This window comes from Saccharothrix sp. NBAS 001 (assembly GCF_056640475.1).
In genome coordinates this window covers 1,398,497-1,421,902 of sequence record NZ_CM153251.1, presented here as the reverse complement: position 1 = coordinate 1,421,902, position 23,406 = coordinate 1,398,497, and the positions used below count along the sequence as shown (strand labels likewise).

General features: G+C 73.8%; 18 protein-coding genes. 4 read left to right on the top strand and 14 right to left on the bottom strand.

Translation table 11 applies throughout. From position 1 onward, the window contains the following. Positions 1–46 precede the first annotated feature (46 nt). The 4 genes from AC0HI0_RS06285 to AC0HI0_RS06270 all read right to left on the bottom strand — a co-directional run bounded on the left by AC0HI0_RS06285 (position 47) and on the right by AC0HI0_RS06270 (position 4,190). A complete protein-coding gene (locus AC0HI0_RS06285; protein WP_480931300.1) occupies positions 47–241 on the bottom strand; it encodes an acyl-CoA carboxylase epsilon subunit in 195 nt (64 codons plus the stop codon). Next, positions 238–1,806: an acyl-CoA carboxylase subunit beta gene (locus tag AC0HI0_RS06280; RefSeq protein WP_480931299.1), complete on the bottom strand. Its 1,569-nt coding sequence runs from the start codon at positions 1,804–1,806 to the stop codon at positions 238–240. Before AC0HI0_RS06280 ends, AC0HI0_RS06285 begins: the two co-directional genes overlap by 4 nt. Next, positions 1,803–3,575 (bottom strand): fatty acyl-AMP ligase, encoded by a 1,773-nt coding sequence (locus AC0HI0_RS06275; RefSeq protein ID WP_480931298.1) that lies wholly within the window; start codon positions 3,573–3,575, stop codon positions 1,803–1,805. Before AC0HI0_RS06275 ends, AC0HI0_RS06280 begins: the two co-directional genes overlap by 4 nt. A 204-nt stretch (positions 3,576–3,779) precedes the next feature. Continuing rightward, entirely contained in the window at positions 3,780–4,190 is a 411-nt protein-coding gene (locus tag AC0HI0_RS06270) for a YybH family protein (protein ID WP_480931297.1), read from the bottom strand. Between the two features lie 468 nt (positions 4,191–4,658). Between AC0HI0_RS06270 and AC0HI0_RS06265 the strand changes: the two genes are divergently transcribed. After that, on the top strand, positions 4,659–7,193 hold the full coding sequence (locus AC0HI0_RS06265) for an ATP-binding protein (RefSeq protein WP_480931296.1): 2,535 nt from the start codon (positions 4,659–4,661) through the stop codon (positions 7,191–7,193). Here AC0HI0_RS06265 and AC0HI0_RS06260 read toward each other — a convergent pair. Beyond that, on the bottom strand, positions 7,174–7,551 hold the full coding sequence (locus tag AC0HI0_RS06260) for a winged helix-turn-helix transcriptional regulator (RefSeq protein WP_480931295.1): 378 nt from the start codon (positions 7,549–7,551) through the stop codon (positions 7,174–7,176). The two genes, AC0HI0_RS06265 and AC0HI0_RS06260, sit on opposite strands and share 20 nt — an antisense overlap. Before the next feature lie 141 nt (positions 7,552–7,692). Beyond that, a complete protein-coding gene (locus AC0HI0_RS06255) occupies positions 7,693–9,267 on the bottom strand; it encodes an aspartate aminotransferase family protein (RefSeq protein WP_480931294.1) in 1,575 nt (524 codons plus the stop codon). 109 nt (positions 9,268–9,376) lie between these two features. On the opposite strand from AC0HI0_RS06255, the gene AC0HI0_RS06250 reads away from it, so the two are divergent. Continuing rightward, complete coding sequence (locus tag AC0HI0_RS06250; RefSeq protein WP_480931293.1) at positions 9,377–9,889, top strand: flavin reductase family protein; 513 nt, start codon at positions 9,377–9,379, stop codon at positions 9,887–9,889. A 130-nt stretch (positions 9,890–10,019) separates the two neighbouring features. On the opposite strand, the gene AC0HI0_RS06245 is transcribed toward AC0HI0_RS06250, so the two are convergent. Then, positions 10,020–11,216: an acyl-CoA dehydrogenase family protein gene (locus tag AC0HI0_RS06245; protein WP_480931292.1), complete on the bottom strand. Its 1,197-nt coding sequence runs from the start codon at positions 11,214–11,216 to the stop codon at positions 10,020–10,022. Positions 11,217–11,424: 208 nt separating this feature from the next. Between AC0HI0_RS06245 and AC0HI0_RS06240 the strand changes: the two genes are divergently transcribed. Further along, a complete protein-coding gene (locus tag AC0HI0_RS06240) occupies positions 11,425–12,666 on the top strand; it encodes a cytochrome P450 family protein (RefSeq protein WP_480931291.1) in 1,242 nt (413 codons plus the stop codon). A gap of 69 nt (positions 12,667–12,735) precedes the next feature. On the opposite strand, the gene AC0HI0_RS06235 is transcribed toward AC0HI0_RS06240, so the two are convergent. The 6 genes from AC0HI0_RS06235 to AC0HI0_RS06210 form a co-directional block, all read right to left on the bottom strand. Beyond that, positions 12,736–14,220: an aldehyde dehydrogenase family protein gene (locus AC0HI0_RS06235; protein WP_480931290.1), complete on the bottom strand. Its 1,485-nt coding sequence runs from the start codon at positions 14,218–14,220 to the stop codon at positions 12,736–12,738. 68 nt (positions 14,221–14,288) lie between these two features. Continuing rightward, complete coding sequence (locus AC0HI0_RS06230; RefSeq protein ID WP_480931289.1) at positions 14,289–15,644, bottom strand: flavin monoamine oxidase family protein; 1,356 nt, start codon at positions 15,642–15,644, stop codon at positions 14,289–14,291. A gap of 189 nt (positions 15,645–15,833) precedes the next feature. After that, entirely contained in the window at positions 15,834–17,018 is a 1,185-nt protein-coding gene (locus AC0HI0_RS06225) for an acyl-CoA dehydrogenase family protein (protein ID WP_480931288.1), read from the bottom strand. Then, a complete protein-coding gene (locus AC0HI0_RS06220; RefSeq protein ID WP_480931287.1) occupies positions 17,015–17,392 on the bottom strand; it encodes a YybH family protein in 378 nt (125 codons plus the stop codon). Before AC0HI0_RS06220 ends, AC0HI0_RS06225 begins: the two co-directional genes overlap by 4 nt. 171 nt (positions 17,393–17,563) lie before the next feature. After that, entirely contained in the window at positions 17,564–19,090 is a 1,527-nt protein-coding gene (locus AC0HI0_RS06215; protein ID WP_480931286.1) for a long-chain-fatty-acid--CoA ligase, read from the bottom strand. Next, positions 19,087–20,628: a class I adenylate-forming enzyme family protein gene (locus AC0HI0_RS06210; protein ID WP_480931285.1), complete on the bottom strand. Its 1,542-nt coding sequence runs from the start codon at positions 20,626–20,628 to the stop codon at positions 19,087–19,089. The genes AC0HI0_RS06215 and AC0HI0_RS06210 overlap by 4 nt, the downstream gene beginning before the upstream one ends. Positions 20,629–20,857: 229 nt before the next feature. On the opposite strand from AC0HI0_RS06210, the gene hemA reads away from it, so the two are divergent. Then, complete coding sequence (hemA, locus tag AC0HI0_RS06205; RefSeq protein ID WP_480931284.1) at positions 20,858–22,093, top strand: 5-aminolevulinate synthase; 1,236 nt, start codon at positions 20,858–20,860, stop codon at positions 22,091–22,093. A gap of 69 nt (positions 22,094–22,162) precedes the next feature. Here hemA and AC0HI0_RS06200 read toward each other — a convergent pair whose 3' ends face one another. Further along, positions 22,163–23,032 carry an SAM-dependent methyltransferase gene (locus tag AC0HI0_RS06200; protein WP_480931283.1) on the bottom strand — a complete coding sequence of 290 codons (870 nt, stop codon included), beginning with the start codon at positions 23,030–23,032 and terminating at the stop codon, positions 22,163–22,165. Positions 23,033–23,406: the final 374 nt, after the last annotated feature.

Genomic DNA, 23,406 nt, shown 5'->3' with positions numbered 1-23,406 from the left:
TCGGGGAACGGCGGTTCACGTCACGGCGAGCGCGGACGAGCGGGCGCTAGAGGCGCGCACCACGCCCCCAGGGGCCGCGCACCAACGGCCCCCGCAGCCCGCGCGGGCGGGATCGCGGGGGTGCCCCGGGCTCGTCCCGGGCGGCCCGCGCGGCGGCGAGCGCCCGGACGACCACCAGGGCGACGGCGAGTTCCTCCGGCGTCGGGTTGCCCGCGACGGCCAGCACCTCCGGCGGCGTCACAGCGGGATGTTCCCGTGCTTGCGGGGCAACCGGTCCGCCCTCTTGTCGCGCAGCGCCAGCAGCGCGTCGGCGACGTACCGGCGGGTCTCGCTGGGCAGGATCACCGCGTCCACGTAGCCGCGATCGGCGGCCACGTACGGGTTGCACAGCCGCTGCTCGTACTCGGCGCGCAGGCGCTCCCGCTCGGCCTCCGGGTCCTCGGCGGCGGCGAGTTCGCGGCGGTGCAGCAGGGTCACCGCGCTGTCCCCGCCCATCACCGCGATCTCGGCCGTCGGCCAGGCGAGGTTCACGTCCGTGCCCAGGTGCTTGGAGCCCATCACGCCGTAGCCGCCGCCGTACGCCTTGCGGGTCACCACCGTCACCATCGGCACGGTCGCCTCCGCGTAGGCGTAGATCAGCTTCGCGCCGCGCCGGATGATGCCCAACCGCTCCTGCTCCAGGCTGGGCAGGAACCCCGGCACGTCCACGAAGGTCAGCACCGGGACGTGGAAGGCGTCGCACAGCCGGATGAACCGCGCGGCCTTCTCGCTGGCGTCGATGTCGAGCACGCCGGCCAGGAACGCGGGCTGGTTGGCGACCACGCCGACGCTGCGCCCGTCGACCCGGCCGAACCCGCACACGATGTTGCGGGCGAACAGCGGCTGCACCTCCAGCAGCTCGCCGCCGTCGAGCACCGCGCGCACCACCTCGGTCATGTCGTAGGGCTGGTTGCGGCCGTCCGGGATCAACGCGTCCAGCGCCAGGTCCGCCGGGCGGGGACCGGTGTCCTCGGTGGCCGCGTAGACCGGCGGGTCGGCGGTGTTGTTCGACGGCAGGTAGCCCAGCAGCAGCCGCACGTACTCGAACGCGTCCTTCTCGTCGCGCGCCAGGTAGTGGGTGTTGCCCGACACCGCGCTGTTGCGCAACGCGCCGCCCAGCTCCTCCGGGTCGACGTCCTCCCCGGTGACCGTGCGCATCACGTCCGCGCCGGTCACGTGCATGTGCGAGATGCCGTCCACCATCACGACGAAGTCGGTGATCGCGGGCCCGTACACCGCGCCGCCCGCGCACGGCCCGACCATCAGCGAGATCTGCGGGACCACCCCGGACGCGTCGACGTGCTTGCGGATCAGCTCGCCGTAGCGGGCCAGCGACACCACGCCCTCCTGGACCCGCGCACCGCCGGAGTCGTTGATGCCGACGACCGGCGCGCCGGCGCGCAGCGCGAAGTCCAGCAGCTTGACGATCTTGCCGCCGTTGACCTCGCCGAGCGAGCCGCCCAGCACGGTGAAGTCGTAGGCGTACAGGCACACCCGGCGGCCGTCGATCGTGCCGTGCCCCACCACCACGCCGTCGCCGGCGGGCCGGTCGCGCGCGTAGTCCTCGGCCCGGGGCCGGGCCAGCGCGTCCAGCTCGGTGAACGAACCGGGGTCCAGCAGGGCGTCGATCCGCTCCCGGGCGGTGAGCTTGCCCTTGTCCCGCTGCCGCCGCACGGCCCGCTCGTCCTGCTGGGCGAGCAGCTTCGCGCGGCGGTCGACCAGGTCGTCCAGGCGTTGGCGGGTGGTGCCCGCGCCGTGCCCGGTCACGCCCGCTCCCCGGCGGCGACCGGCCGGGACGCCGTGACGTCGACCAGGTCGCCGGACTCGTAGAGGGCGCGGGCGGCGCGGCGCTGGATCTTGCCGCTGGAGGTCTTGGGCAGCACGCCCCGGCGCAGCACCAGGACGTCGTCGGCGACCAGGCCGTGGTTCTCGGTCACCACGTCGCGCACCAGGGCGCGCAGCCCGTCCGGGCCGACCGCCCGCAGCACCCGGCCGTCCGCCTCGACCGCGACCACCAGCCGCTCCTCCACCCCGTCGTCCAGGGAGAACGCGGCGGCGCAGTTGGGGTGCAGGCCGGCCACGACCGACTCCGCCGACAGCTCGATGTCCTGCGGGTAGAAGTTGCGGCCCTTGCGGATGATGACGTCCTTGAGCCGGCCCGCCACGAACAGCTCGCCGCGGTGCAGGAACCCGAGGTCCCCGGTGCGCAGGAACGTCCGGGCGTCGCCGGGCGCGTCGGCGAGCCTGGCCCGGAAGGTCTCCTCGCTCAGCCTCGGCCGCCCGTGGTAGCCGGCCGCCACGCACGGCCCGCTGATCCAGATCTCCCCGACCTCGCCGGGTGCGCGCCGGGTCGACGTGGCCGGGTCGACGATCTCGATGGTGGTGCCCATGACCGCGACGCCCGCGCCGACCAGCACGGTCGCGCCGTCGGCGGCGGGCACCTGCTCCACCCGGCCGCGGCTCAGGGCGGCGGTCGACACCCACAGCGCGCTCGGCTCGCGGTACGGGTCGCTGCCGGTGGCCTTGAGCGTGTTCTCGGCCAGGCCGTAGCCGGCCGACATCGCGCGCGGGTCGAACCCGTTGGGCGCGAACGCGTCGAGGAACGCCCGGACGGTCGCCCAGCGCACGGGTTCCGCGCCGTTGGCGGCGACCCGCCAGCGGGACAGGTCGCCGACGTCGGCGGTGCCGCCCTCCTCGTGGGCCCGCACGCACAGGTCGTAGGCGAAGCTGGGCGCGGCGGCGTGCGTGCCGCCGAACCGGGACATCGCCTCCAGCCAGCGGGCCGGGCGGCGGATGAACGCGTCGGGGGCCATCAGGTAGGCGGGCCGCCCGGTCCACAGCGGGATCACGATCCCGAACAGCATCCCCATGTCGTGGAACAGCGGCAGCCACGACACGAACACCGCCCCGTCCCGGCACTGCCACAGGGCGTCGGTCTCCACCGCGTTCTCGATGAAGTTGCGGTGGGTGACCATCACGCCCTTGGGGTCGCCGGTCGACCCCGAGGTGTACTGGAGCATCGCCACGTCGTCCGGGGACGGCCCGTCGCCGGGCCCCGGGGCGGTCGGCGCGTCGGGCAGCGCGTCGGTGGCGACGAACGTCAGGCCCGCCAGCTCCGGCAGGTCGCCGAACCGCTCGACCAGGTCCCGTTCGACGGCGGCGGTGGTGAGCACGGTGGTGGTGCCGGCGTCGTCGGCGATGCGGCGCAGCCGGGCCACGCCCTGCCGGCGGCGCGGCACCTGGGCGGGCGCGCCGGCCACCCGGGCGCACATCGTGCCGAGCAGGGTGCGCACGAACTCCAGGCCGGACGGGTAGAGCAGGACCGCCGTGCCGCCCGCGAGGCCGGCGGCGGTGAACGCGGCGGCCCTGGCCCGCGCGTCGGCGTGCAGCCCGGCGTAGGTGGTCGACTCCGCCGGGACCTCGCCGTCGCGCAGGAAGACGTAGGCGACCTCGTCCGGCTGCCGGGCCGCGCGCTCGGCCAGCACGTCGGGCAGGGTCGACGCCGGTCCGCTGCGGAGGTCGGGAGTGCTGGCCATGTCAGGTGTTCTCCTTGCCGTGGGCGTTGCGGGGAAGCGCCGGACCCACTCCGGTGGGGAGCGCCCCGGCGACTGCGCCGGGCGGTTCGGACGCTAGGCGCGGCCGGTGCTCCGGCCTCCAACTCGCAGTCACGCGGCGGTAACACGCGGTGGCCGGGGTCCCGGCCCCGGGTGCCCGAGCGGCGGTCCGGGGCCGGGACGCGGCTAACCCGCGTGCGCGCTCGCGGTGTCGGTCGGCACCGGCCGGTCGATGGCCAGCCGCCACTCGCCGTCGGCGTTGCGCACCAGGACGTCGGTGCACACCCCGTGCACGCTGACCATCTGGCCGTCGTCACCGGGGACGTCCAGGTGGTAGTCCACGAACAGCAGCGAGGTGTCGCCCGTGGTGAATGCCCCCACGACCTTGGAGTCGATCTTCGGGCCGCCCGCCAGGAAATCCTTGAAGAACCGGGTGCGCTCGTCCCCGGTCAGCGGCCCCCCGGAGATATTGGAGATGCCGTCGGGGGTGTACATCGAATCGTAGAGGCTGCCGTCGCCGTGGTTGAAAAGTCGGACGAACAGATCATTCTGCTCGTGCGGGTCGTCCGGGATATCGAATCCGATGCCGGAATTCATGGGATGCCGTCACCTTCGCTGGACCGGGCCCGCCCGTGCCGGACAGGCCGAGGGAAAGGGCTCCACCAGCGTAATTTCGGACCGCCCACGCACCGGTAACACGGGCGGTAACCGGTCGACCTCCCCGGGTTACCGCCCGGTGAGCCCGACCGACCACCGTGGGCGGTGCCCGGGGATCGCCCGCCGGTCGATCAATACGGCTTTCCCCTTGACCGGCACCGCGAGGTACTTACGTTTTGGTAAGCGCCAGTGCCGGAGATAGCTCTTGCCAACCATGCCCGCTGATGTATGATGAATTAGCGAATATTCTGCCATTCGGGGGACACGTGGTGCGGAGTCGCCAGCACAATGGAGTGTACGGCCCGTCGCATGGTTTTGAGGTCTCCTCACTGCCCAGTCGATGCCCGGGTCCGCCGACCGAGGACGGAACCCGGTCCGCCAGCCACTTCATCTAGGGGAGCAGGACACATGGGGGAACTCATCCGGTTTCGGCTGCTGGGGCCGCTGGAGGTGCAGGGCAAGCGACAACGCGAGGGCCTGGGTGGGACCAAGCAGAAGGCGACCCTGGCCTACCTCCTGCTGCACGCCAACCGGGTCGTCTCGATCAGCCAACTCCTCAACGCGCTGTGGCCCGCCGACAGCGCGCCGCTGTCGGCCCGCAAGATCCTCCAGAACTCCGTGTCCAGCCTCCGCCGGGGCCCGGTGCCGGGCGACCGGGTCGACGGGACGCCCGCGCTGGTCACCCAGGCGCCCGGCTACAAGCTGTGCGTCGAGCGCGACGACATCGACCTGCACGTGTTCCACGACCGGGTGGCCGAGGGCAGGCGGCGGCTGGCCGACAACCAGCCCGAGCCCGCCGCGCGGGTTTTGCGCGAGGCGCTGGCGCTGTGGCGCGGCCCGGTGCTGGCCGACCTGACCGAGGCCGGCATCAGCTGGCTGGAGCTGGCCGTGCTGCAGAACGCCCGCTGGGACGCCATGGAGGACCACTTCGAGGCGGAGCTGGCCTGCGGGCGGCACCTCGCGGTGCTCAGCGAGCTGGAGGGGATGGTCGAGACCAACCCGGTGCGCGAGCGCGCCGCCGGTCAGCTGATGCTCGCCCTGTACCGCAGCGGCAGACAGGCCGACGCGCTCAACACCTACAGCCGGGTGCGGGTGGCGCTGGTCGAGGAGCTGGGCCTGGAGCCCGGCCGCGAGCTGCGCGCGCTCCAGCAGTCGATCCTGGCCCACGACCCGTTGCTGCTCACGCCGCGCGGCTCCGCGCCGGTACCGCTGCGCGGCCACACCGGGACGCCGGTCGACCTGGGGATGGCCTCGCGGGCGTCGGACCCGAACCGGTTCGGCAACGGCGCGACGGTCCGGCTGCCGGCCGCGCCGGCGCTGTCGTCACCGATCGCGCCGGCACCGCAGGTGGTGCTCGACCCGTGGCCCGCGCCGCCGGCGCGGTCGGCGGAGTCCGCGCCGGCCGCGCCCGGCAACGGCCGGCCGCTGCCCGAACCCGGTGCGCCCCGGCCGGCCGACGAGGTGCCGCCCGCGCGCGAGGAGCGCAAGACGGTCAGCGTGCTGCTGGTGCGCACGGTGATCGACGACGGGCAGGACGGCGCGAACACGCCGGGCGTCGACCGGATGCTGGCCGAGATCGCGCAGCTGGTGCGGGTCAACGCCGAGCACTTCGCCGGCATCGTCAGCGCCACCATCGGCTCGGTGTCGCTGACCGTGTTCGAGCCCAGCTCGGACTGGGTGGACGCGGCGAAGCGGGCGGTGCTGGCGGCCCTGGCCATCGGCGAGGACCTGCGGCCCGACGCGGACTCCGGGACGGCGCCCCTGGTCTCGTTCCACGCGGCCGTGGTCACCGGGGAGGTGATGGTGCGCCACCCGGCGGGCGGGTGGGGACCCGTCACGCTGACCGGCACGCTGCTCGACCGCTGCCACACCCTGCTGCTGCGCACCGGGGTGAGCGAGATCCGGGTCTGCGAGACCACCCGGGAGGCCACCGAGCCGCTCGCGGTCTACCAGCAGGGCGACGTGCACGACTACCGGTTGCAGGGCATCCGCAAGGACTTCGTGGGCGCGGCGCCGGGGCTGGCCGCGGAGCGGGAGTTCGAGATCGGCCTGCTGCTGGGCATGCTGGAACGCACCCGGCTGCGGTCGGCGGCGCACCTGGTGACCCTGCTCGGCGACCCGGGCACCGGCAAGACCCGGCTGCTGGACGAGTTCGAGACCCGCGCCCACGGCCAGGCGCACATCGCCCGGTTCCAGGTGTCCCGGCGGCCCGCCGGCGCGACCGGCGTGGACATCGACGCGATCCACGACCTCCAGCGCGAGCTGATCCACACCATCTGCGCCATCGGACCCGACGACGACCCGGGCACCGCGCTGACCAAGGCCGCCACCGTGATCACCCGGCTGATCGACGACCCGGTGCGGGTGGAGGCGATGCTCACCTGCATCGCGCCCTACCTCGACCCGGACCTGGCGTTCGTGATGAACGACCCGGTGCAGGAACTGCGGGCGTGGCAGCGGTTCCTGGCGATGACCGAGTTCAGCCGGCCGTTCGTGCTGATCGTGGACGACCTCCAGCGGGCGGACGAGAGCCTGCTGGACTTCGTCGGCGAACTGGCCGACGCGGCGTCCGGGCCGCTGCTGGTGGTCGCGTCGGCGCGCTCGGAGCTGCTGGGCCGCCGCCCGACCTGGGGCGGCGGCAAGCGGCACGTCACCACCATCACGCTGGAAGCCCTCGGCGACGCGGCCGTGGACGAGATGGTCGAGCACCTGGTGTCCTCGGCCGAGGACACCAGGACGCGCGAACCCGCCCGGTTCTCCCCCGCCCGCCCCGACGACGACTCGCTGCCCCGGCAGCCGGGGTGGCGGCGCTACTTCCGCAGCCTGCTCGACATCGGGACCCCGCAGCGGGCCCCGAGGCCGCCCGTGGTGGAGCCCGACGTCGAAACCGTGGCCCGGCTGCGGTCCTGCGGGTCGGCGGAGGTCAGCCCGGTCCGCGCTTGACCGACGCCGCGAGCACCTGGTCGCCGTCCCGCGAGGTGGGGACCAGGTGCTCGCGGCCCCAGGCGCCCAGCGGGCGCAACGCCTCGAACAGCTCCCGGCCCATCGCCGTCAGCGAGTACTCCACGCGCGGCGGCGACACCGCGTCGTCCAGCTCGCGCCACACCACCCGGTCGGCCTCCAGCTGGCGCAACTGCTCGACCAGCACCTTGTCACTGACCCCTGGCACGCTCTTGCGCAGCTCGCCGAACCGCCGGTCGCCGTCGTGCAACTCCCACAGGATGAGCACCTTCCACTTGCCGCTGATCACCTCCATGGCCGCGTCGAGCCCGCAGTGCCTCGGTCGTGTCCGGACCGTCATCGCCACTCGTCCCCCATCCGCCGTGCCGCCGTCCCAGAGCCGGCGCAGGTCCCCGTGCCCGACCCGACAGCGGGCGCACCGTGACGGTGCGCCGCTGACAGGCTACGGCACGCGACCGTTGGACGGGTGTGCGCTTGTGGGTCAGACGGCGGTGAACGCTTGCTCGTCCTGGGCGCGCAGCACTGCGGCCAGTGCGCGCAGCGCAACGTCCAAACGGGTGATCTCTTCGTCCGAAAGCAGTACGGAAGGCTCGAAGCGCAACGTCGTCGTCGCGCTGGCCGTCGGGAATGTCCGGATCCGATGCACCCGGAACAGGTAGCCCGCCACCGCGTAGCCGAAGGTGTCGGTTCGGGCGGACTGCGCGATCGACGGCGCGGCCGAGCCGGTCTGGTCGTGGAACTCCAGCCCGAGCATGAGCCCCTTGCCCCGGACCTCCTTGACCACGTCCGGGTAGTCCGCGCGCAGCGCGGTGAACAGCGCGGTCAGCCGGTCGCCCAGTTCGGCCGCCCGGCGGTAGACCGCGCCGCCGTCGGCCTCCAGCAGCTGCACGGTCTTGAGCGCGAGCGTGCTGGAGAAGGTGTCCTTGGCGAAGGTGGAGCTGTGCAGCAGCTCGAACTCCGGCCGGTAGCGCCCGCCGCGCACCAGCGTGACGGCGGACTTCGCGATGCCGCCGCCGAGGCTCTTGGCCAGCGTCACGTAGTCCGGGACCAGGCCGACCAGCGAACCGGCGAAGAACGCCCCGGTGCGGCCCATGCCGCTCTGGATCTCGTCCACCACGATCGGGCAGTCCACGGCGTCGCACGCGGCCCGGATCCGCTCCGCCGCCGCCCGGTCCACCACCCGGATGCCGCCCTCGCCCTGCACGACCTCCAGCACGAACGCGCTGAACACCGGGAACTCCCGCGCGACGACGGTCACCGCGCCCGCCTCCACCACCACGTCCGGCACGGTGGCGCGCTCCGCGGCGATCACCTCGTCCAGCACGTCCAGCCGGTCCAGCGGCACGAACTGCGCCTGCGGCGCCATGGTGGCGAACGGCGTGCGGAACGCCGGGTTGTGGGTGATCTGGATGCTGCCCACCAGCTTGCCGTGGAACCCGCGTTCGAGGGCGAGGAACAGCGACGGGCGACCGGCCAGCGCGGCCAGCCGGCCGCCGATCTCCGCCGCCACCGCCTCGAACCCGCTGCCGGGGGCCAGGCCCAGCGCCGTGGCGGTCCGCTCGGGCAGCACCGCCGCGCCCGACGCCAGCGCGCTGCCGGCGGCCTCCAGGTGCGCGGTGATCTCGTCGGCGAGCGCCTTGACCTTGAGCACCCGGTCGAACTCGGCGTGCTTGAGCGCCACCTCGACCGACTCCGCGCCGCTGTTGGCGAACACCGCGAAGTACGGCTCCTCGACGTCGAACTCCCGGTGCAGCACGGAGTTCAGCGCCGCGGCGAGCCGGCTCGCGGCGGGCTGGCGGGCCGCCTGGGCGAGCACCGGCGTGCCCGCGTCGAGGAACTCCCGGGCCGCGCCGACGATCGCCGGGTGGTTGTGGCCCAGGATCAGCGAGCCGTAGCCGCCGGCGTAGTCCAGGACCGGCACCTCGACGCCGTCCGGGCCGACGAAGTAGAGGGTGTTGCCCTCGCCGCGGACGAACTCGACGTCGACGCCGAGCGCGGTGAGCCACTGGAGCATCAGGGGTTCGGCGAGTTCGTACTCGGCCGTTGCGGTGGACATGCCTCGACGGTATGACCCGTCGGTCACACAGCGGTAAGACCTCGGCCGGTGTACCGGGCGTGACCGGTCGATGGGTGGTGCCGCCGCCCCCTGCGGAAGAGTCACGGCCATGTCGACCACCGGAGGAGCCCGCGCGGCGATCGCCCCGGATTCGTTGCGCCACACCATGGCCCGGTTAGCCACGGGCGTAGTCGTGATCACCGTCGGCGGCCGTCACGCGCACGGCATGACGGCCAACGCGTTCACCTCGCTGTCCCTCGACCCGCCACTGGTGCTGTGCTGCGTCGCGCACACCGCGCGCACCCACGCGGCGCTCACCGCCGAACGCCGGTTCGCGGTGTCCGTGCTCGGTGCCGAGCAGGAGCCGGTGGCCCGCTACTTCGCCGACAAGTCCCGACCGCCGGGCGCGGCCCAGTTCCGGGGCGTGGACTGGGAACCCGGCCCGCGCACGGGCGCGCCGGTCGTGGTGAACGCCGCGGCGTGGCTGGAGTGCGCGCTCGTGGACGCGCACGACGCCGGCGACCACACGATCTTCATCGGCGAGGTCCTGGCCACCGGCCACGGCCCCGACGACACCGCGCTGCTCTACCACCGCAGCCGCTTCCGCCACCTGTCCGCCTGAACGACCGGTCCCGCCGCAGTCGCGCCGGATTCCGACCTCCACGACCAACATCGGCACCACCGACGACACCGCACACCACTGAGGACCGGCGACGGCAGGGCTGCCGTCGCCGGTCCTCAGTGGTCTTCGGTCACAGCATCTCGGTGCCGGGGTCGAGCCCGAGCAGGTGCCGGCCGTAGACCTCCATGTTGGTGGCGAACACGATCCACCCGTGCAGCGACAAACCCTCGATGTCGCGGCGGAACCGCTGGAGCGGCTGGTCGCGGCGGATCGCGGTGGCGCCGGCCGCCTCGTACAGCTCCTCCACCGCCTGCTTGAGCAGCTGCACGGCGAACGCGCTGTGGCCCCGGATCTCCACCCGCTCGTCGAGCGTGGGTTCCTCGCCCGCGTCGGCCCGGTCCTGCTGGAGCCGGTACATCCGCTCGGCCAGCGCCTCGGCCGCCGCGATCCGGCTCGCCGCCACGCCGACCTTCACCTGGACGACGGGGTGCTCGCGCTGGTCGGTCCACGACGTGTAGCTGATCCCCCGGCCCGGCAGGCGTTCGGTGAACAGCTCGTACGCGCCGCGCGCCAACCCGATGAACGTCGACACCGCCTGGGAGAACAGGAACGGGTAGAGGCTGTAGGCGCGGCCCGGCGGCAGTGCGGCCAGCAGCTCGGGGTGCTCGGCCAGCTCGGCCGCCGCCTCCGCCGGGATCACCACCCGGTGGGCGGGCACGAACACGTCCTCGGCGATGGTCGTGCAGCTGCCGGTCGCGGCGAGCGCGGCGGCGTGCCAGTCGTCCACGATGGTGAACTCCGACATCGGCACCATGGCGACCGCCTCGTCGACCCGGCCGTCGGGCCGTTCGAGGAGGGTGATCATCATGTTCCAGTCGGCGTCCTGGCAGCCGGAGTTGAACCGCCAGGTGCCGTTGAGCCGGTAGCCGCCCTCGACCGGGACCAGCGTGCCGGTGGGCAGGAAGCCGCCGGAGACGCGCGGCGCGGGCGTCGTGAAGATCTCCCGCTGGAGTTCCTCCGGGTACAGCGAGGAGATCCACGCGCTGGACAGCCACACCATCGCCACCCAGCTGGTGGAGCCGCAGCCCCGGGCGACCTCGGCGAGCACCTTCGCCTGGTCGGCCAAGGAGAAGTCCAGCCCGCCGTAGTGGCGCGGGGTGGCGATGCGGAACACGCCGGCCGCGTCGAGCAGCTCCAGGTTCTCCGCCGGCACCCGCCGGGCGTTCTCGGCGGCTTGGCCGTTGGCCCGCAGGCGGGGTACGGCCGCGCGCACGGCGGCCACCACCGCGTCGACGTCGGTGTCGGTGTCGGTTTCCACGCTGACCATGGGGAACTCCCTGGAACTCGGATGTGGACGAGGGGGTCGACAGCCCCATCGACACCCCGGCCCGAGCCTGTCAGCCGGCGCGGGAGGCCCGGTCACGCCCCGGTAACCGGCGGCGAAGTGCGCGGTGCGCGCCCGGTTACGCCGCCTGCCTACGGTGGGAGCGCCGCCGGCCGTGCGGCTCTCGGGTCCACCGGAGGAGAGGCCAGTCATGACCCAGACCAGCCCGCACGTGCTCGACACCACCGGCCGCGACATCCAGGGCGAGGTGGCCGCGCTGCGGGCGCACGGCCCGGCGGCCAGGGTGGAGCTGCCCGGCGGCGTCGTCGCCTGGTTGGTGACCGACACCGCGCTGATCAAGCGGCTGCTGACCGACCCGAGGGTGTCCCGCGACGCCTACAAGCACTGGCCCGCCTGGGAGAACGGCGAGGGCGAGCTGGCCCGGACGTGGCCGCTGGCGATGTGGGTCGCCGACCGCAACATGATCACCTCCTACGGCGAGGAGCACCGCCGGCTGCGCAAGCTGGTGGCGGGCGCGTTCACCGCGCGCCGCACCCGCGACCTGCGGCCCCGGGTGGAGGCGATCGTGGCGGCGCTGCTGGACGACCTCGCCGTGCACGGCCCGGACCGGCCGGTGGACCTGCGCGCCGAGTTCGCGCAGGCGCTGCCCGCCGCGGTGATCTCCGAGCTGCTGGGCATCCCCGACGACGTGCGCGGCGAGCTGCTGGGCGTGATCGGGGCGTGGATGACCGCCCAGGACGAGGAAGCCGTCGCGGAGTACACCCGGCGCGGGTACGAGCTGCTGCACGGGCTGGTGGACCTCAAGCACGCGGAGCCGTCGGACGACCTGGTGAGCGCCCTGATCGCGGCCCGCGCCGAGGACGGCACCCGGCTGTCGGAGCAGGAGCTGGTGGACACCGTGCTGCTGACCTTCACGGCCGGCCACGAGACCACCACGAACCTGATCGACCAGGCGGTCTTCGCGCTGCTGACGCACCCCGCCCAGCTGGCGGCGGTCCGGTCGGGCGCGGCGGGCTGGGCGGACGTGGTGGAGGAGTCGATCCGGCTGGAAGCGCCGTTCGCGAACCTGCCGCTGCGGTTCGCGGTGTCCGACGTGGAGGTCCCCGGCGGGCCGACGATCCTCGCGGGCGAGCCGATCCTGATCTCGTTCGCCGCCGCCGGCCGCGACCCGCTGGTGCACGGCCCGGACGCGGACGCGTTCGACGTGACCCGGCCGACCCGGGCCGACCACATCGGTTTCGGGCACGGCGTGCACTTCTGCATCGGTGCTCCGCTGGCCCGCATGGAGGCCGGGATCGCGCTGCCCGCGCTGTTCGCCCGGTTCCCGGAGCTGGAACTCGCCGCCGCGCCGCGGCACCTGAGCCCACTGGAGTCCTTCGTCTCCAACGGGCACCGGGAACTCCCCGTCCTGCTGGGACGGTCGCAAGCCTGACAAGCCCTTGTGCCACAGGAGAACGGGCCGGGTCCGCGCGGACCCGGCCCGTTCTCCTGTGGCACCCGGTCAGGGCGTGCCGTGCACGACCCACACCGTCTTGGGTTCCAGGTACGCGTCGAGGTTGGCCCGGCCGAGTTCCCGGCCGATGCCGGACGCCTTCACGCCGCCCCACGGCGCGGCAGGGTCGCCGACCGCCCACGCGTTGACGTAGAACATGCCGACCTTGAGCCGGGCCGCCAGCACGTGCGCCGACGCGAGGTCACGGGTCCACACCCCGGCGGCCAGCCCGTACGGGGTGTCCTCGGCGAGCGCCACGACCTCGTCCAAGGTGTCGAACGGGGTCACCACGACCACCGGCCCGAACACCTCCTCGCGGGCGAGCGCGGCCGAGGCGGGCACGTCGGCCAGCACGACCGGCGCGACGAAGTACCCGCCTCCGGGCACCTCCGGCGGCACCGACCCGGCGACCACCCGCGCGCCCCGGCCGACCGCGTCCACCAGGTAGCCGCGCACGCGCGCGTACTGCTCGGCCGACACCAGCGGCCCGAGCACGCCCTCCGGGTCGAGCGCGGGCCCCGGCGCGATCCCGGACGCCGCCCCGGCCAGGCCGGCCAGGACCTCGTCGTAGACCGCGCGCTGCACGTACAGCCGGGCCCCGGCCACGCAGCTCTGGCCGGAGTTGAAGAACGCCGCCTCGGCCGCGCCGGCGATCGCGGCGGCCAGGTCGGCGTCGGCCAGCACGATGTTCGGGCACTTGCCGCCCAGTTCCAGGGTGACCCGCTTGACCGCCGCACCCGCCTTGGCCGCGATCTCCCGGCCGACCGCCGTCGACCCGGTGAACGCCACCTTCGCCACGTCCGGGTGGTCCACCAGGGCGGCCCCGGTGGAGCCGTCGCCGGTCAGCACGTTGACCACGCCCGGCGGGAAACCCGCCTCGGCGACCAGCCCGGCCAGCCACAGCGCGGACAGCGGGGTCTGCTCGGCGGGCTTGAGCACCACCGTGCAGCCGGCCGCCAGCGCGGGCGCGAGCTTCCAGCCCGCCATCATCAGCGGGAAGTTCCACGGGATGATCGCCGCGCACACCCCGACCGGCTCCAGCCGCGTGTAGCACAGCGTGCCGGGCAGTCCGACCGGGAGCGCCGCGCCTTCCAGCTTGGTGGGCCAGCCGCTGTAGTAGCGCAGGTGCTCGACCGCGCCGGGCACGTCCACGGCCGCCACCACCGAGCGCGGCTTGCCGCCGTCGAGGGCGTCGAGTTCGGCCAGCACGTCCGCGTCCCGCTCGACCAGGTCCGCCAGCCGCGCCAGCAGCCGCTCCCGGCCCGACGGGGGCAGCGCGCCCCACGGCCCGTCCAGGGCCGCGCGGGCCGCCGCCACGGCCGCCTCGACGTCGTCCGGTCCGGCGAACGCGACCTGCGCCAGGGTGTCGCCGGTGGACGGGTCCACGGTGTCGAACGTGCGCCCGCCGGCCGCCGGCCCGAACCGGCCGTCGACGAACAACTCCTTGTCCTGCTTGAGGAACCGCGTGACCTCCGCGCCGAGAACCCGGTCCACGGCGTGCTCCCTTCCGCTCGGGTGGGGTCCCGCCCCGGACAGCGCGCCCGGGGCGGGGCCGGTTGCCGTCAGCGCGCGAACGCCGGGGCCTGCACCACCGACGCCGCGTACCGGGCGGCGGTGGTCCCGGACTCGATCGCGCCGTCGATGTAGCCGCTCCAGCCGTTGGCCAGGTCGCTGCCCGCGAAGGCGATGCGGCCCTGCGGCTGCTGCACCTGCGTGTACGGGCCCGCGAGCTGGCCGGGCCGGCGCAACGACCAGCCGCCGAGCGCGTACGGGTCGTTCGCCCAGTTGTGCGCCTTGACCGCCTTGACCCGGGCGTTGGGCACGACGCGGCGCAGGTGGGTCTCCACCGTCGCGCGGTCGTTGAAGTTGATGTTCGGGTCGTAGCCGAACCCGAACATCACCAGGCCCTCGGGCGTGCGGGTGTGCGGGCGCACCGCGCCCAGCGCGGTGCCCTCCGGCGGCTGGGTGGCGAACGGGCCGTCGGTGTCGTCCACCAGCAGCCACAGCTTCTGCACGTTGGGCGCGCCGATCCCCTGCGTCGAGATCTGCGGGTACGCCGCCGGCAGCGCCGGGCTGAACCGGATCGTGCGCCACACGTTGACCGGCACCGCGAGCACCACCACGGGGGCGACGTGGACCTGGCCGCCGCGCGTGACGACCCGGACGCCGGTCCTGGTCTGCTCGACCGACACGACCGGCGAGTTGAGCCGCACGTCGGCGCGCGCGTCGTTGAGGATCGCCTGCAGCAGGGCCACCGTCCCGGTCTCCGGGTGGTAGGTGTTCACGCTCAGGAAGCCCTGGAAGGTGTGCCCGGACAGCGCCCACGACTGCATCAGCATGGTGTACGCGCCACGGCTGGAGTCGCCGCCCGCGAGCCCGCTGAACGACCCGCTGACCCACAGCCGGTCCGCCGCGCCGAGGCCGAGCTGGTCCAGCCGGTTGCGGAAGGACAGCGAGTCGGCGGGCACGACCAGGTCGGAGCGGTACAGCGGCTCGAAGGGGCGCGGGAACATGTCCTGCGACCCGTTGAAGAACGGGGTGAACAGCTGCGACATCCGCGGCCCGACCTCGGAGGTGGGCATCGGCGCGTAGGCGCCGAACTCCTGCGGCATGTACATGCGCTCGGCGCCCAGCGTGGTGCCCAGCGGGATGCCGTAGCGCTGGACCTCGCGCCACACGTTGGGCTGCTTCTCGTCGACGGCCTCGCCGCCCATCTCCACGGACACCCCGGCGAACCGGTCGGTCCACGTGCGACCGCCGATGCGGTTGCGGGCCTCCAGGATGCGCGGGCGCAGACCTCTGGCCCGCAGTTCGCGCGCCGCCGTGACACCCGCGAACCCGGCCCCGATGACCAGGGCGTCGCAGCCGCCGACCTCGGTGTCGGCGAGCGCCGAGCCGTACCCGGTGCCGGCGAGCACGACACCCGCGCCGAGGCCCTTTAACAGGCCGCGGCGGGACAGGGCGGGGCGGTGTGAATGCTGGTTGGACAAAGTGATCCCCCATGTAGGGCGGCGGTTGTGGTTTTGGTGCGCACACGCCGCGCGGTCGACGGGAGGAAGGCTGGTCTTCCCCTGGTCGACCGCGCAGCGGTGGGTTCTTTCCTCGGACTACAGGAAAAGCGTGTCCGGCTCGTGTCCGAGCAGGACGCGTCCCTGGAGTTCCAGGTTCGTGTTCGGCGTGAGCATCCCGTGCCGGGACAGGCCCAGGACGTCGCGGTGGAACCGCTGGAACGGCTCCTTGCGCAGCAGTGAGGACGCCCCCGCGACCTCGTGCAGCACCTCCACGGCCTCCTTGGCCGACTGGACCGCGAACCCGGACTCGCCGCGCACGCGGACGCTGTCGGCGACCGTGGGGTGCTCCCCCGCGTCCGCGCGTTCCTGCAACGCCGTGATGAAGTTGTGGGTCAGGGCTTCGGCCGCGGCGATCTTGTTCGCGGCGGTGGCGACCTTGACCTGGGTCAGCGGGTGGGCCGACAGGTCGGTCCAGTCGGTGTAGGCGATGCCCCGCCCGCGCGCGCGTTCGACGAACGTGTCGTACGCGCCGCGCGCCGCTCCGGTGAACACCGCCACGGACATCGCCATCACGTAGGTGATCAGGCCGTAGCCGCGTCCGGGCAGGCCCGCGTTCCACCGGTTCCCGGTGGTGCCGGTGACCAGTTCGGCGGCGTCCGCGACCCGGTGCGCGGGCACGAACACGTCCGTCGCGGACGCGGTGAAGCTGCCGGTGCCGGCGGCGGCGCTGACGTGCCAGTCGTCGGCGATCGTGATCTCGTCGGTCGGGACCAGCGCGTAGACCGGGGTGTACTCCCCGCCCTCGCCGGGGACGACGGCGGCCAGGAAGTCCCAGTGCGCGCCCCGGACGCCGGTGTTGAAGCCCCACGAGCCGTTGAGCAGGTAGCCGCCGTCGGTCGGGACGAGCGTGGCGGTCGGCGCGAGGCCGCCGGACACGCGCACCGCGCCCTCGCCGAACACCTCCTCCTGCACGGCGTCGGGGAACAGGCTCGCCACCCACGCGCCCTGCACCCAGGCGCTGGCCACCCAGCCGGTGGACGCGCAGCCCCGGGAGATCTCCGAGACCACCGAGACCTGGTCGAGCAGCGGCACGTCCAAGCCGCCGAACCGGGTCGGCACGGCCAGCCGGAACACGCCCGCCTTGTCCAGCAGGTCGATGTTGTCCTGCGGGATCCAGCGGTTGTCCTCGGCCTCCCGCCCGTTCTCGCGCAGGGTCGGGACCAGCGCGGTGACCGCCTCGCGCACCTCCGCCGCCGGGCCGGCGGCCGGACCGGCGCTCACTGCTCGCCGTAGGGGTTGTCGACGGCGAACAGCCACTTGCCGCCGCGTCGCCGCAGCACGTCCAGGCCGACCCCGCTCAACCGCTCGGTGCCCACCTCGATCGTCCAGTCCACGACGAGCAGCGCGGTGTCCGCGGTGACGTGGGACTCGCGCAGGCCGGCGGTCATCTTCGGCTTCTGCGCGATGAACTCGCGCAGCGCGTCCTTGCGCGCCTGGCCGGTCAGCGGGGAGCCGGGCTCCCACACCGAGATGGCGTCCTCGGTGTACATGGTGTCCAACGTGGCGATGTCGCCCGCGTTGAACGCCGCCACGTAGCGGTGCCCGTGCTCCTCGGCCTCGCGGACGAGGTCGACGGTGTCGACTGTGCTGCTCATGACAGTGGTTCCCCAATCCCTGTGCGCTCTGGGCGGTCATGGGCGAGGCGGCAAGCCAACCGCACACCGCCCATCGGGCGTCCACTCGCGACACCGGGGGACCGGTGCCGGCGGTGGGCCCGCGATTGCCCGGCGATTACCGCCGGGCCGCTGTCGTGCCGCGATGCCCGGTCACCCCGCATAGCGGGCGACCAGTTCGCGCTTGAGGACCTTCCCGCTGGGACCCAGCGGGAAGGTGTCGACGAACTCGAAGCGGCGCGGGTACTTGTAGGCCGCGAGCCGCTCCCTGGACCACGCCGCCAGCTCGGCGGCCAGCTCGGCGCAGCCGCGCACGCCGGACCGCAGGGCGACCACGGCGCACACCTCCTCGCCGTGCCGCTCGTCGGGCACGCCGATCACCGCGACCCGGTCGATCTTCGGGTGCCGCACCAGCACCTCCTCGACCTCGCGCGGGTAGACGTTGAACCCGCCGCGCACGACCAGGTCCTTCTTGCGGTCGACCAGCCGCAGGTAGCCGTCGGCGTCGAGCACGCCCAGGTCGCCGGACCGGAACCAGCCGTCCACCAGCACCTCGGCGGTGGCCTCCGGGCGGTCGAGGTAGCCGGCCATCACGTTGTGCCCGCTGATCACCACCTCGCCGACCTCGCCCGGTGGGAGCAGTTCGACGCGGGCGTCGAGGTCGGCGCGGGCGATCGCGACCCGCACGCCCCAGACCGGTTTGCCGACGGTGCCGGGGCGGCGCGGCCACGCCTTCTGGTTGTAGGCCACCACCGGCGAGGTCTCGGTCAGGCCGTAGCCCTCGTACACCGGGCAGCCGAACACCCGCTCCACGTCCTCCAGCACCCGCACCGGCAGCGCGGAGCCGCCGGAGTAGGCGCGGTGCAGCCGGGGCGTGCGCGGTGCGGTCCCGGCGGCGGCCAGCAGGTCGTGGTACATCGTCGGCACACCCATGAACACCGTGCAGCCGTGCTCGGCCATCAGGTCGAGGGCGGGCGCGGCGGCGAACCGGGACGCCAGGACCATCGTCGCGCCGGCCGCGAAGCAGGTGAGCATCCCGCAGATCTGGCCGAAGGTGTGGAACAGCGGCAGGCAGCCGAACAGCACGTCGTCGGGCCCCATGTCGAACGGGGACCGCATGGTGGTGCCGACGTTGAGCACGACGTTGAGGTGCGTCAGCATCGCGCCCTTGGGCCGCCCGGTGGTGCCGGAGGTGTAGAGCACCAGCGCCAGGTCGTCGGGGGCGCGCAGCACGTGCTCGGCGATCGGCTCGGCGTCGCGCGCCAGCCGGTCCAGCGCGTCGGGCGCGTCGGCCAGCACCCGCAGCAGCGGGGTGCCGGCGCGCTCGGCGGCGGGCTCGCCGACGCCCAGCAGCGAACCGGCGCACACCACGTGCCCCGCGCCGGAGTCGGCCAGCACGAACTCGACCTCGTCGGCGGTCAGCAGCACGTTCACCGGCACGGCGACCGCGCCCAGCGCCAGCACCGCGAAGTAGACCTCGCAGAAGACCGGGTGGTTGGGCACCAGCAGGGCGACCCGGTCACCGGGGCCCACGCCGCGCCCGCGCAGCACGGCGGCGTGCGCGCGGGCCCGGTGCCACAGCCCGGCGTAGTCGACGCGCTCGCCCTCGTGCAGCACGGCGGTGTGGTGCGGCCGGCGGGCGGCGGCCTCGGCGAGCACCGACGCGACCGAGACGCTCACCGCCGGTCACCCGCCGCGGCCCGCAGCGCGGCCCGGTCGGGTTTGCCGGCGGGGTTGAGCGGCAGCTCGGCGCAGAACCGGATGGTCACCGGGGCGTGGTTGGCCGACAGGACGCCGCCCACGTGGCCGCGCAGGTCCTCCGGGTCGGGCGACGCGCCGGGCCGGGGCACGACGGCGGCGTGCACGTGCTCCACCCGGTCCGCGTCCAGGACCCCGAACACCGCCGCGCCCAGCACGTCCGGGTGGCCGGTCAGCACGTGCTCCACGGCCACCGGGTGCACCTTGACGCCCCGGCTCTTGATCACGTCCGAGATGCGGCCGTGCAGCCGCAGGTAGCCCCGCTCGTCGAAGCGGCCCAGGTCGCCGGTGCGGTGCCAGCCCTCGGCGTCGCGCACGGAGTCGGCGGCGGCCGGGTCGGGCCAGTAGCCGAGCATCGCGAACGGCGTGCGCACCCACACCTCGCCGGTCCGCCCCGGCGGCAGCTCCCGCAGGTCCGCATCGCGCACGACGACCTCGGTGAAGGTCGGGCGGCCCGCGCTGTCCAGCAGCGCGGGGTCGTGGTGGTCGGCCGGGCCCAGCTCGGTGACCGGGCCCAGCTCGGTCGTGCCGTAGGTCTGGTTGAGCACGTCGCCGAACACCTCGACCGCCTCCGCCAGGCGGGTCGGCGAGGCCGGGCAGCCCGCGTAGGTCAGGGTCCGCAGCGACGACAGGTCGACCGCGCGGACCGACGGGTGGTCCAGCAGCGCGTACAGCTGCGGCGGGGACACCGTCATCCGGGCCACCCGGTGCCGTTCGACCGCCGCGAGCGCCTCGCCCGCGTCGAACTCGGGGTGCAGCACCACCGAACCGCCCGCCACGAGCGTCATGTCCGCGACCGCGCCGCTGGTGTGGCTCAACGGGAGCGTGGACAGGTAGACGGTGCCGGGGTCGGCGGCCAGGCCGCGCACGGCCGCGCGGCGCACCCCGAACGACACCGCGACCCCCTTGGGGCGCCCGGAACTGCCGCTGGTGTAGGTGACGGTCGCGGCGGCGTCGGGGTCCACCCGCGACCCGGTGTGGCCGGCCGGTCCGGCGGACAGGTCGACCACGTCGTCGGCCCGCAGCCCCGGTCCGGCCAGCGCGGGCGTGGAGGCGAGGGCGTCGCGCAGCGCGCGACCGGCCTCCAGGTGTTCGGCGTCCACGGCGAGCACGTCGACGCGGGCGATGTCCAGTTGGCCGCGCAGCCAGTCGAGGTCGATGCGGTCGCGCGGGTCGACCGCGTTGGCGGTCTGCAGGTGCACGGCGGTCGCGCCCGCGAGGTTGGCCGCGTACCGCAGCACGAGCGTGTCGGGGGTGTTGGTGACGGTGAGCAGGCCGACCACGGGCGTCCCGCCGGGCCGGTCGGCGACCAGCCCGGCCAGGTCGCGCGCGGCGGCGGTGACCCGGTAGGCCAGTTCGCGCCCGGTCACGACCCCTCCGCGCCAGTGCAGCGCGGGCCGGTCCGGCGTCGCCGTGACGGCGGCCAGCAGGTCCCGCACGTAGTTCCCGTTGTCGCGCACCGGCAACCCCCTCCTCGGCATCGGTCGCTGGCCGCGACGATGGCACGAATTCCCGGGGCGAAATCCACCGGCGGCCCCAACCGCCGGTAACCGCGACCGGTGGGTTCGCGGTTACCGGGCCCGGGAACGGGCTCGATAGTTTTCCTCTCGTCGCCTTCCCCGCGACGCGGTCACCTCACGCACCGGGGTCCGCGCCGAATCCGCCGCCCCGACCATGAGAGGCGAGTCCGTGGCCCAGCACCTGGAGATTTTCGAGCGCCGGATGAGCGCGTTCGCCGAGAGCAGGCGGGAGTTCCTCGAAGTCGGTCGCATCGCCGGGCGCTACCCGGCGGCGAGTGCGCGCTTCGAGCCGGACGGCACGCTCTCGGAGATCCGCATCTGGTGCAGCAACGACTACCTCGGAATGGGGCAGCACCCCGAGGTCATGTCGGCCATGAAGGAGTCGATCGACAATTACGGAGCCGGTTCCGGCGGTTCCCGCAACATTTCCGGGACCAACCACCACCACGTCCTGCTGGAGCGGGAACTGGCCGGGCTGCACGGCAAGGAGCAGGCGCTGCTGTTCAGCTCCGGCTTCTCCGCCAACGACGGCGCGCTGACCGTGCTGGCGAGCACCCCGGACGACTGCCTGGTGTTCTCCGACGCGAAGAACCACGCGTCGATCATCGACGGCCTGCGGCACAGCGGCGCCGAGAAGAAGATCTTCCGGCACAACGACGCGGCGCACCTGCGCGAGCTGCTCGCCGAGGCCGACCCGACCCGGCCGAAGCTGATCGTGCTGGAGTCGGTGTACTCGATGAGCGGCGACATCGCCCCGCTGGCCGAGATCGCCGACCTGGCCGACGAGTACGGCGCGATCACCTACCTGGACGAGGTGCACGCGGTCGGCATGTACGGGCCGCAGGGCGCGGGCATCGCCGCCCGGCTGGGCATCGCGCACCGGTTCACCGTCGTGATGGGCACCCTGGCCAAGGGTTTCGGCACGGCGGGCGGCTACGTGGCGGGCCCGGCGGCGCTGATCGACACCGTCCGCACGTTCTCCCGGCCGTTCATCTTCACCACGTCGCTGCCGCCGGCGACGGCGGCGGGCGCGCTGGCGGCGGTGCGCCACCTGCGTGCGTCCGACGTGGAGCGCGACCGGCTGTGGGAGAACGCGACCCTGATGCACCGCCTGCTGGCCGAGCGGGGCATCCCGTTCATCTCCGACCAGACCCACATCGTGTCGGTGCTGGTGCGCGACGAGTTCAAGTGCAAGCAGGCGTCCGAACTCCTGCTGCGCGACCACGGGATCTACGTGCAGTCGATCAACGCGCCGAGCGTCCCGGCGGGCGAGGAGATCCTGCGCATCGCACCGGGCGCGACGCACACGCCCGACGACGTGCGGGCGTTCGCCAAGGCGCTGGACGACGTGTGGCAGGCCGCGGACATCCCGCGCGTCCCGGCCCCGGCCGGCAACCTCGCCTGACCCGCGCACCCCGCGGAGGGCTTGGCCGGTCCCGGCGGTCTCGCGACAGCGGGCCGCCGGGACCGGCTGTCACGCCTTGTCGGCGAACACCCAGCGGTTGGAGCCCAGGACGTCGTGCGGCTCCGGGCGCGGCCCCCGGCCGTGCAGGGCCGTGTAGCGGAACGGGGTGTGGGTGACGGCGGCCCAGCCGCGCGCGGCGAGGTCGGCGGCCGAGTCCGGGCGCGGGTCGTCGTCGAACAGGGCGAGCAGGTCCACCCCGATCTCCTGCTTGGCCCGCCGGAACAGCGCGCTGTCGCGGACCCGGGGCGCCTCGCGCTGCGTCTTGGCCTCGTAGGCGATCCGGCTGCGCGGCGCGCTGAGCCGGTCCACCTCCACGAACAGCTTCTGCTCGGCGGCGGCGGGCAGGAACAGCAGCACCCCCTCGACCAGCCACGTGGTGGGCCGCGCCGGGTCGAACCCGGCGTCGAGCAGGGCGCCCGCCCAGTCCAGGCACAGGTCGGCCACCACCGGTACCCGCGCGGGTCGCGGTCGGACGCCCAGGCCGTCCAGCACGCGGTGCTTGAACTCCAGGACCCCGCCCCGGTCCACTTCGAACACCGCGCTGCCCGGCGGCCACCCGAGCCGGTAGGCCCGCGAATCCAGCCCAGCGCCCACGATCACCACCTGCTCCGCGCCCGTGGCGGCCGACACGCTGGTGAAATCGTCCAGAACCCTGGTCCGCAGACCGAAATACCGGGCCAACCGCCCCCACAACGGGTGATCGTCCCCGTCGGGCACGTCCTGCGGACGCACCGGCCACTCCCGCGACACCTCCGCCGCCCGCACGAAGTGCTCGGCGAACCTGTCGTGCGCCAACGCATCCGGCCGCCGGTGCTCGATCGCCCGCGCCGCAGCGACCATCAACGCGGTCGCGCCGACCCCGTGCTCGATCCCGCTCACGCCCTGACGTCCCCACGCCCACTGCCGTTCACGTCGAACAGCGAGAACACCACCGACACCCGCTCGACCGCGGCTCCCCGCATTTCCCGCCCAACCTCCCGCACCCGCCCGACGACGCGGCGACCGTAGATGAACCGCGCCGCTCGCCGCGCACCCGTTCACCCGATGGAGCAGGTCGTCCGGCACCGCCCGCGAGGGCCGGAAGCCTTGTCCCGAATATGGAATCGCCACGGTCGACCCGGCGGAACGAACAGGCACAACGTCGCCGAACGGGTGACGCCGCGCGGTCCATTGATTGGGACCGGGCACGCTCGGGCCCCCGTTGCCGCCCCTCCGCAAGCGCCTCCGGGGGGCTTGATCGCGGGACGGACGAT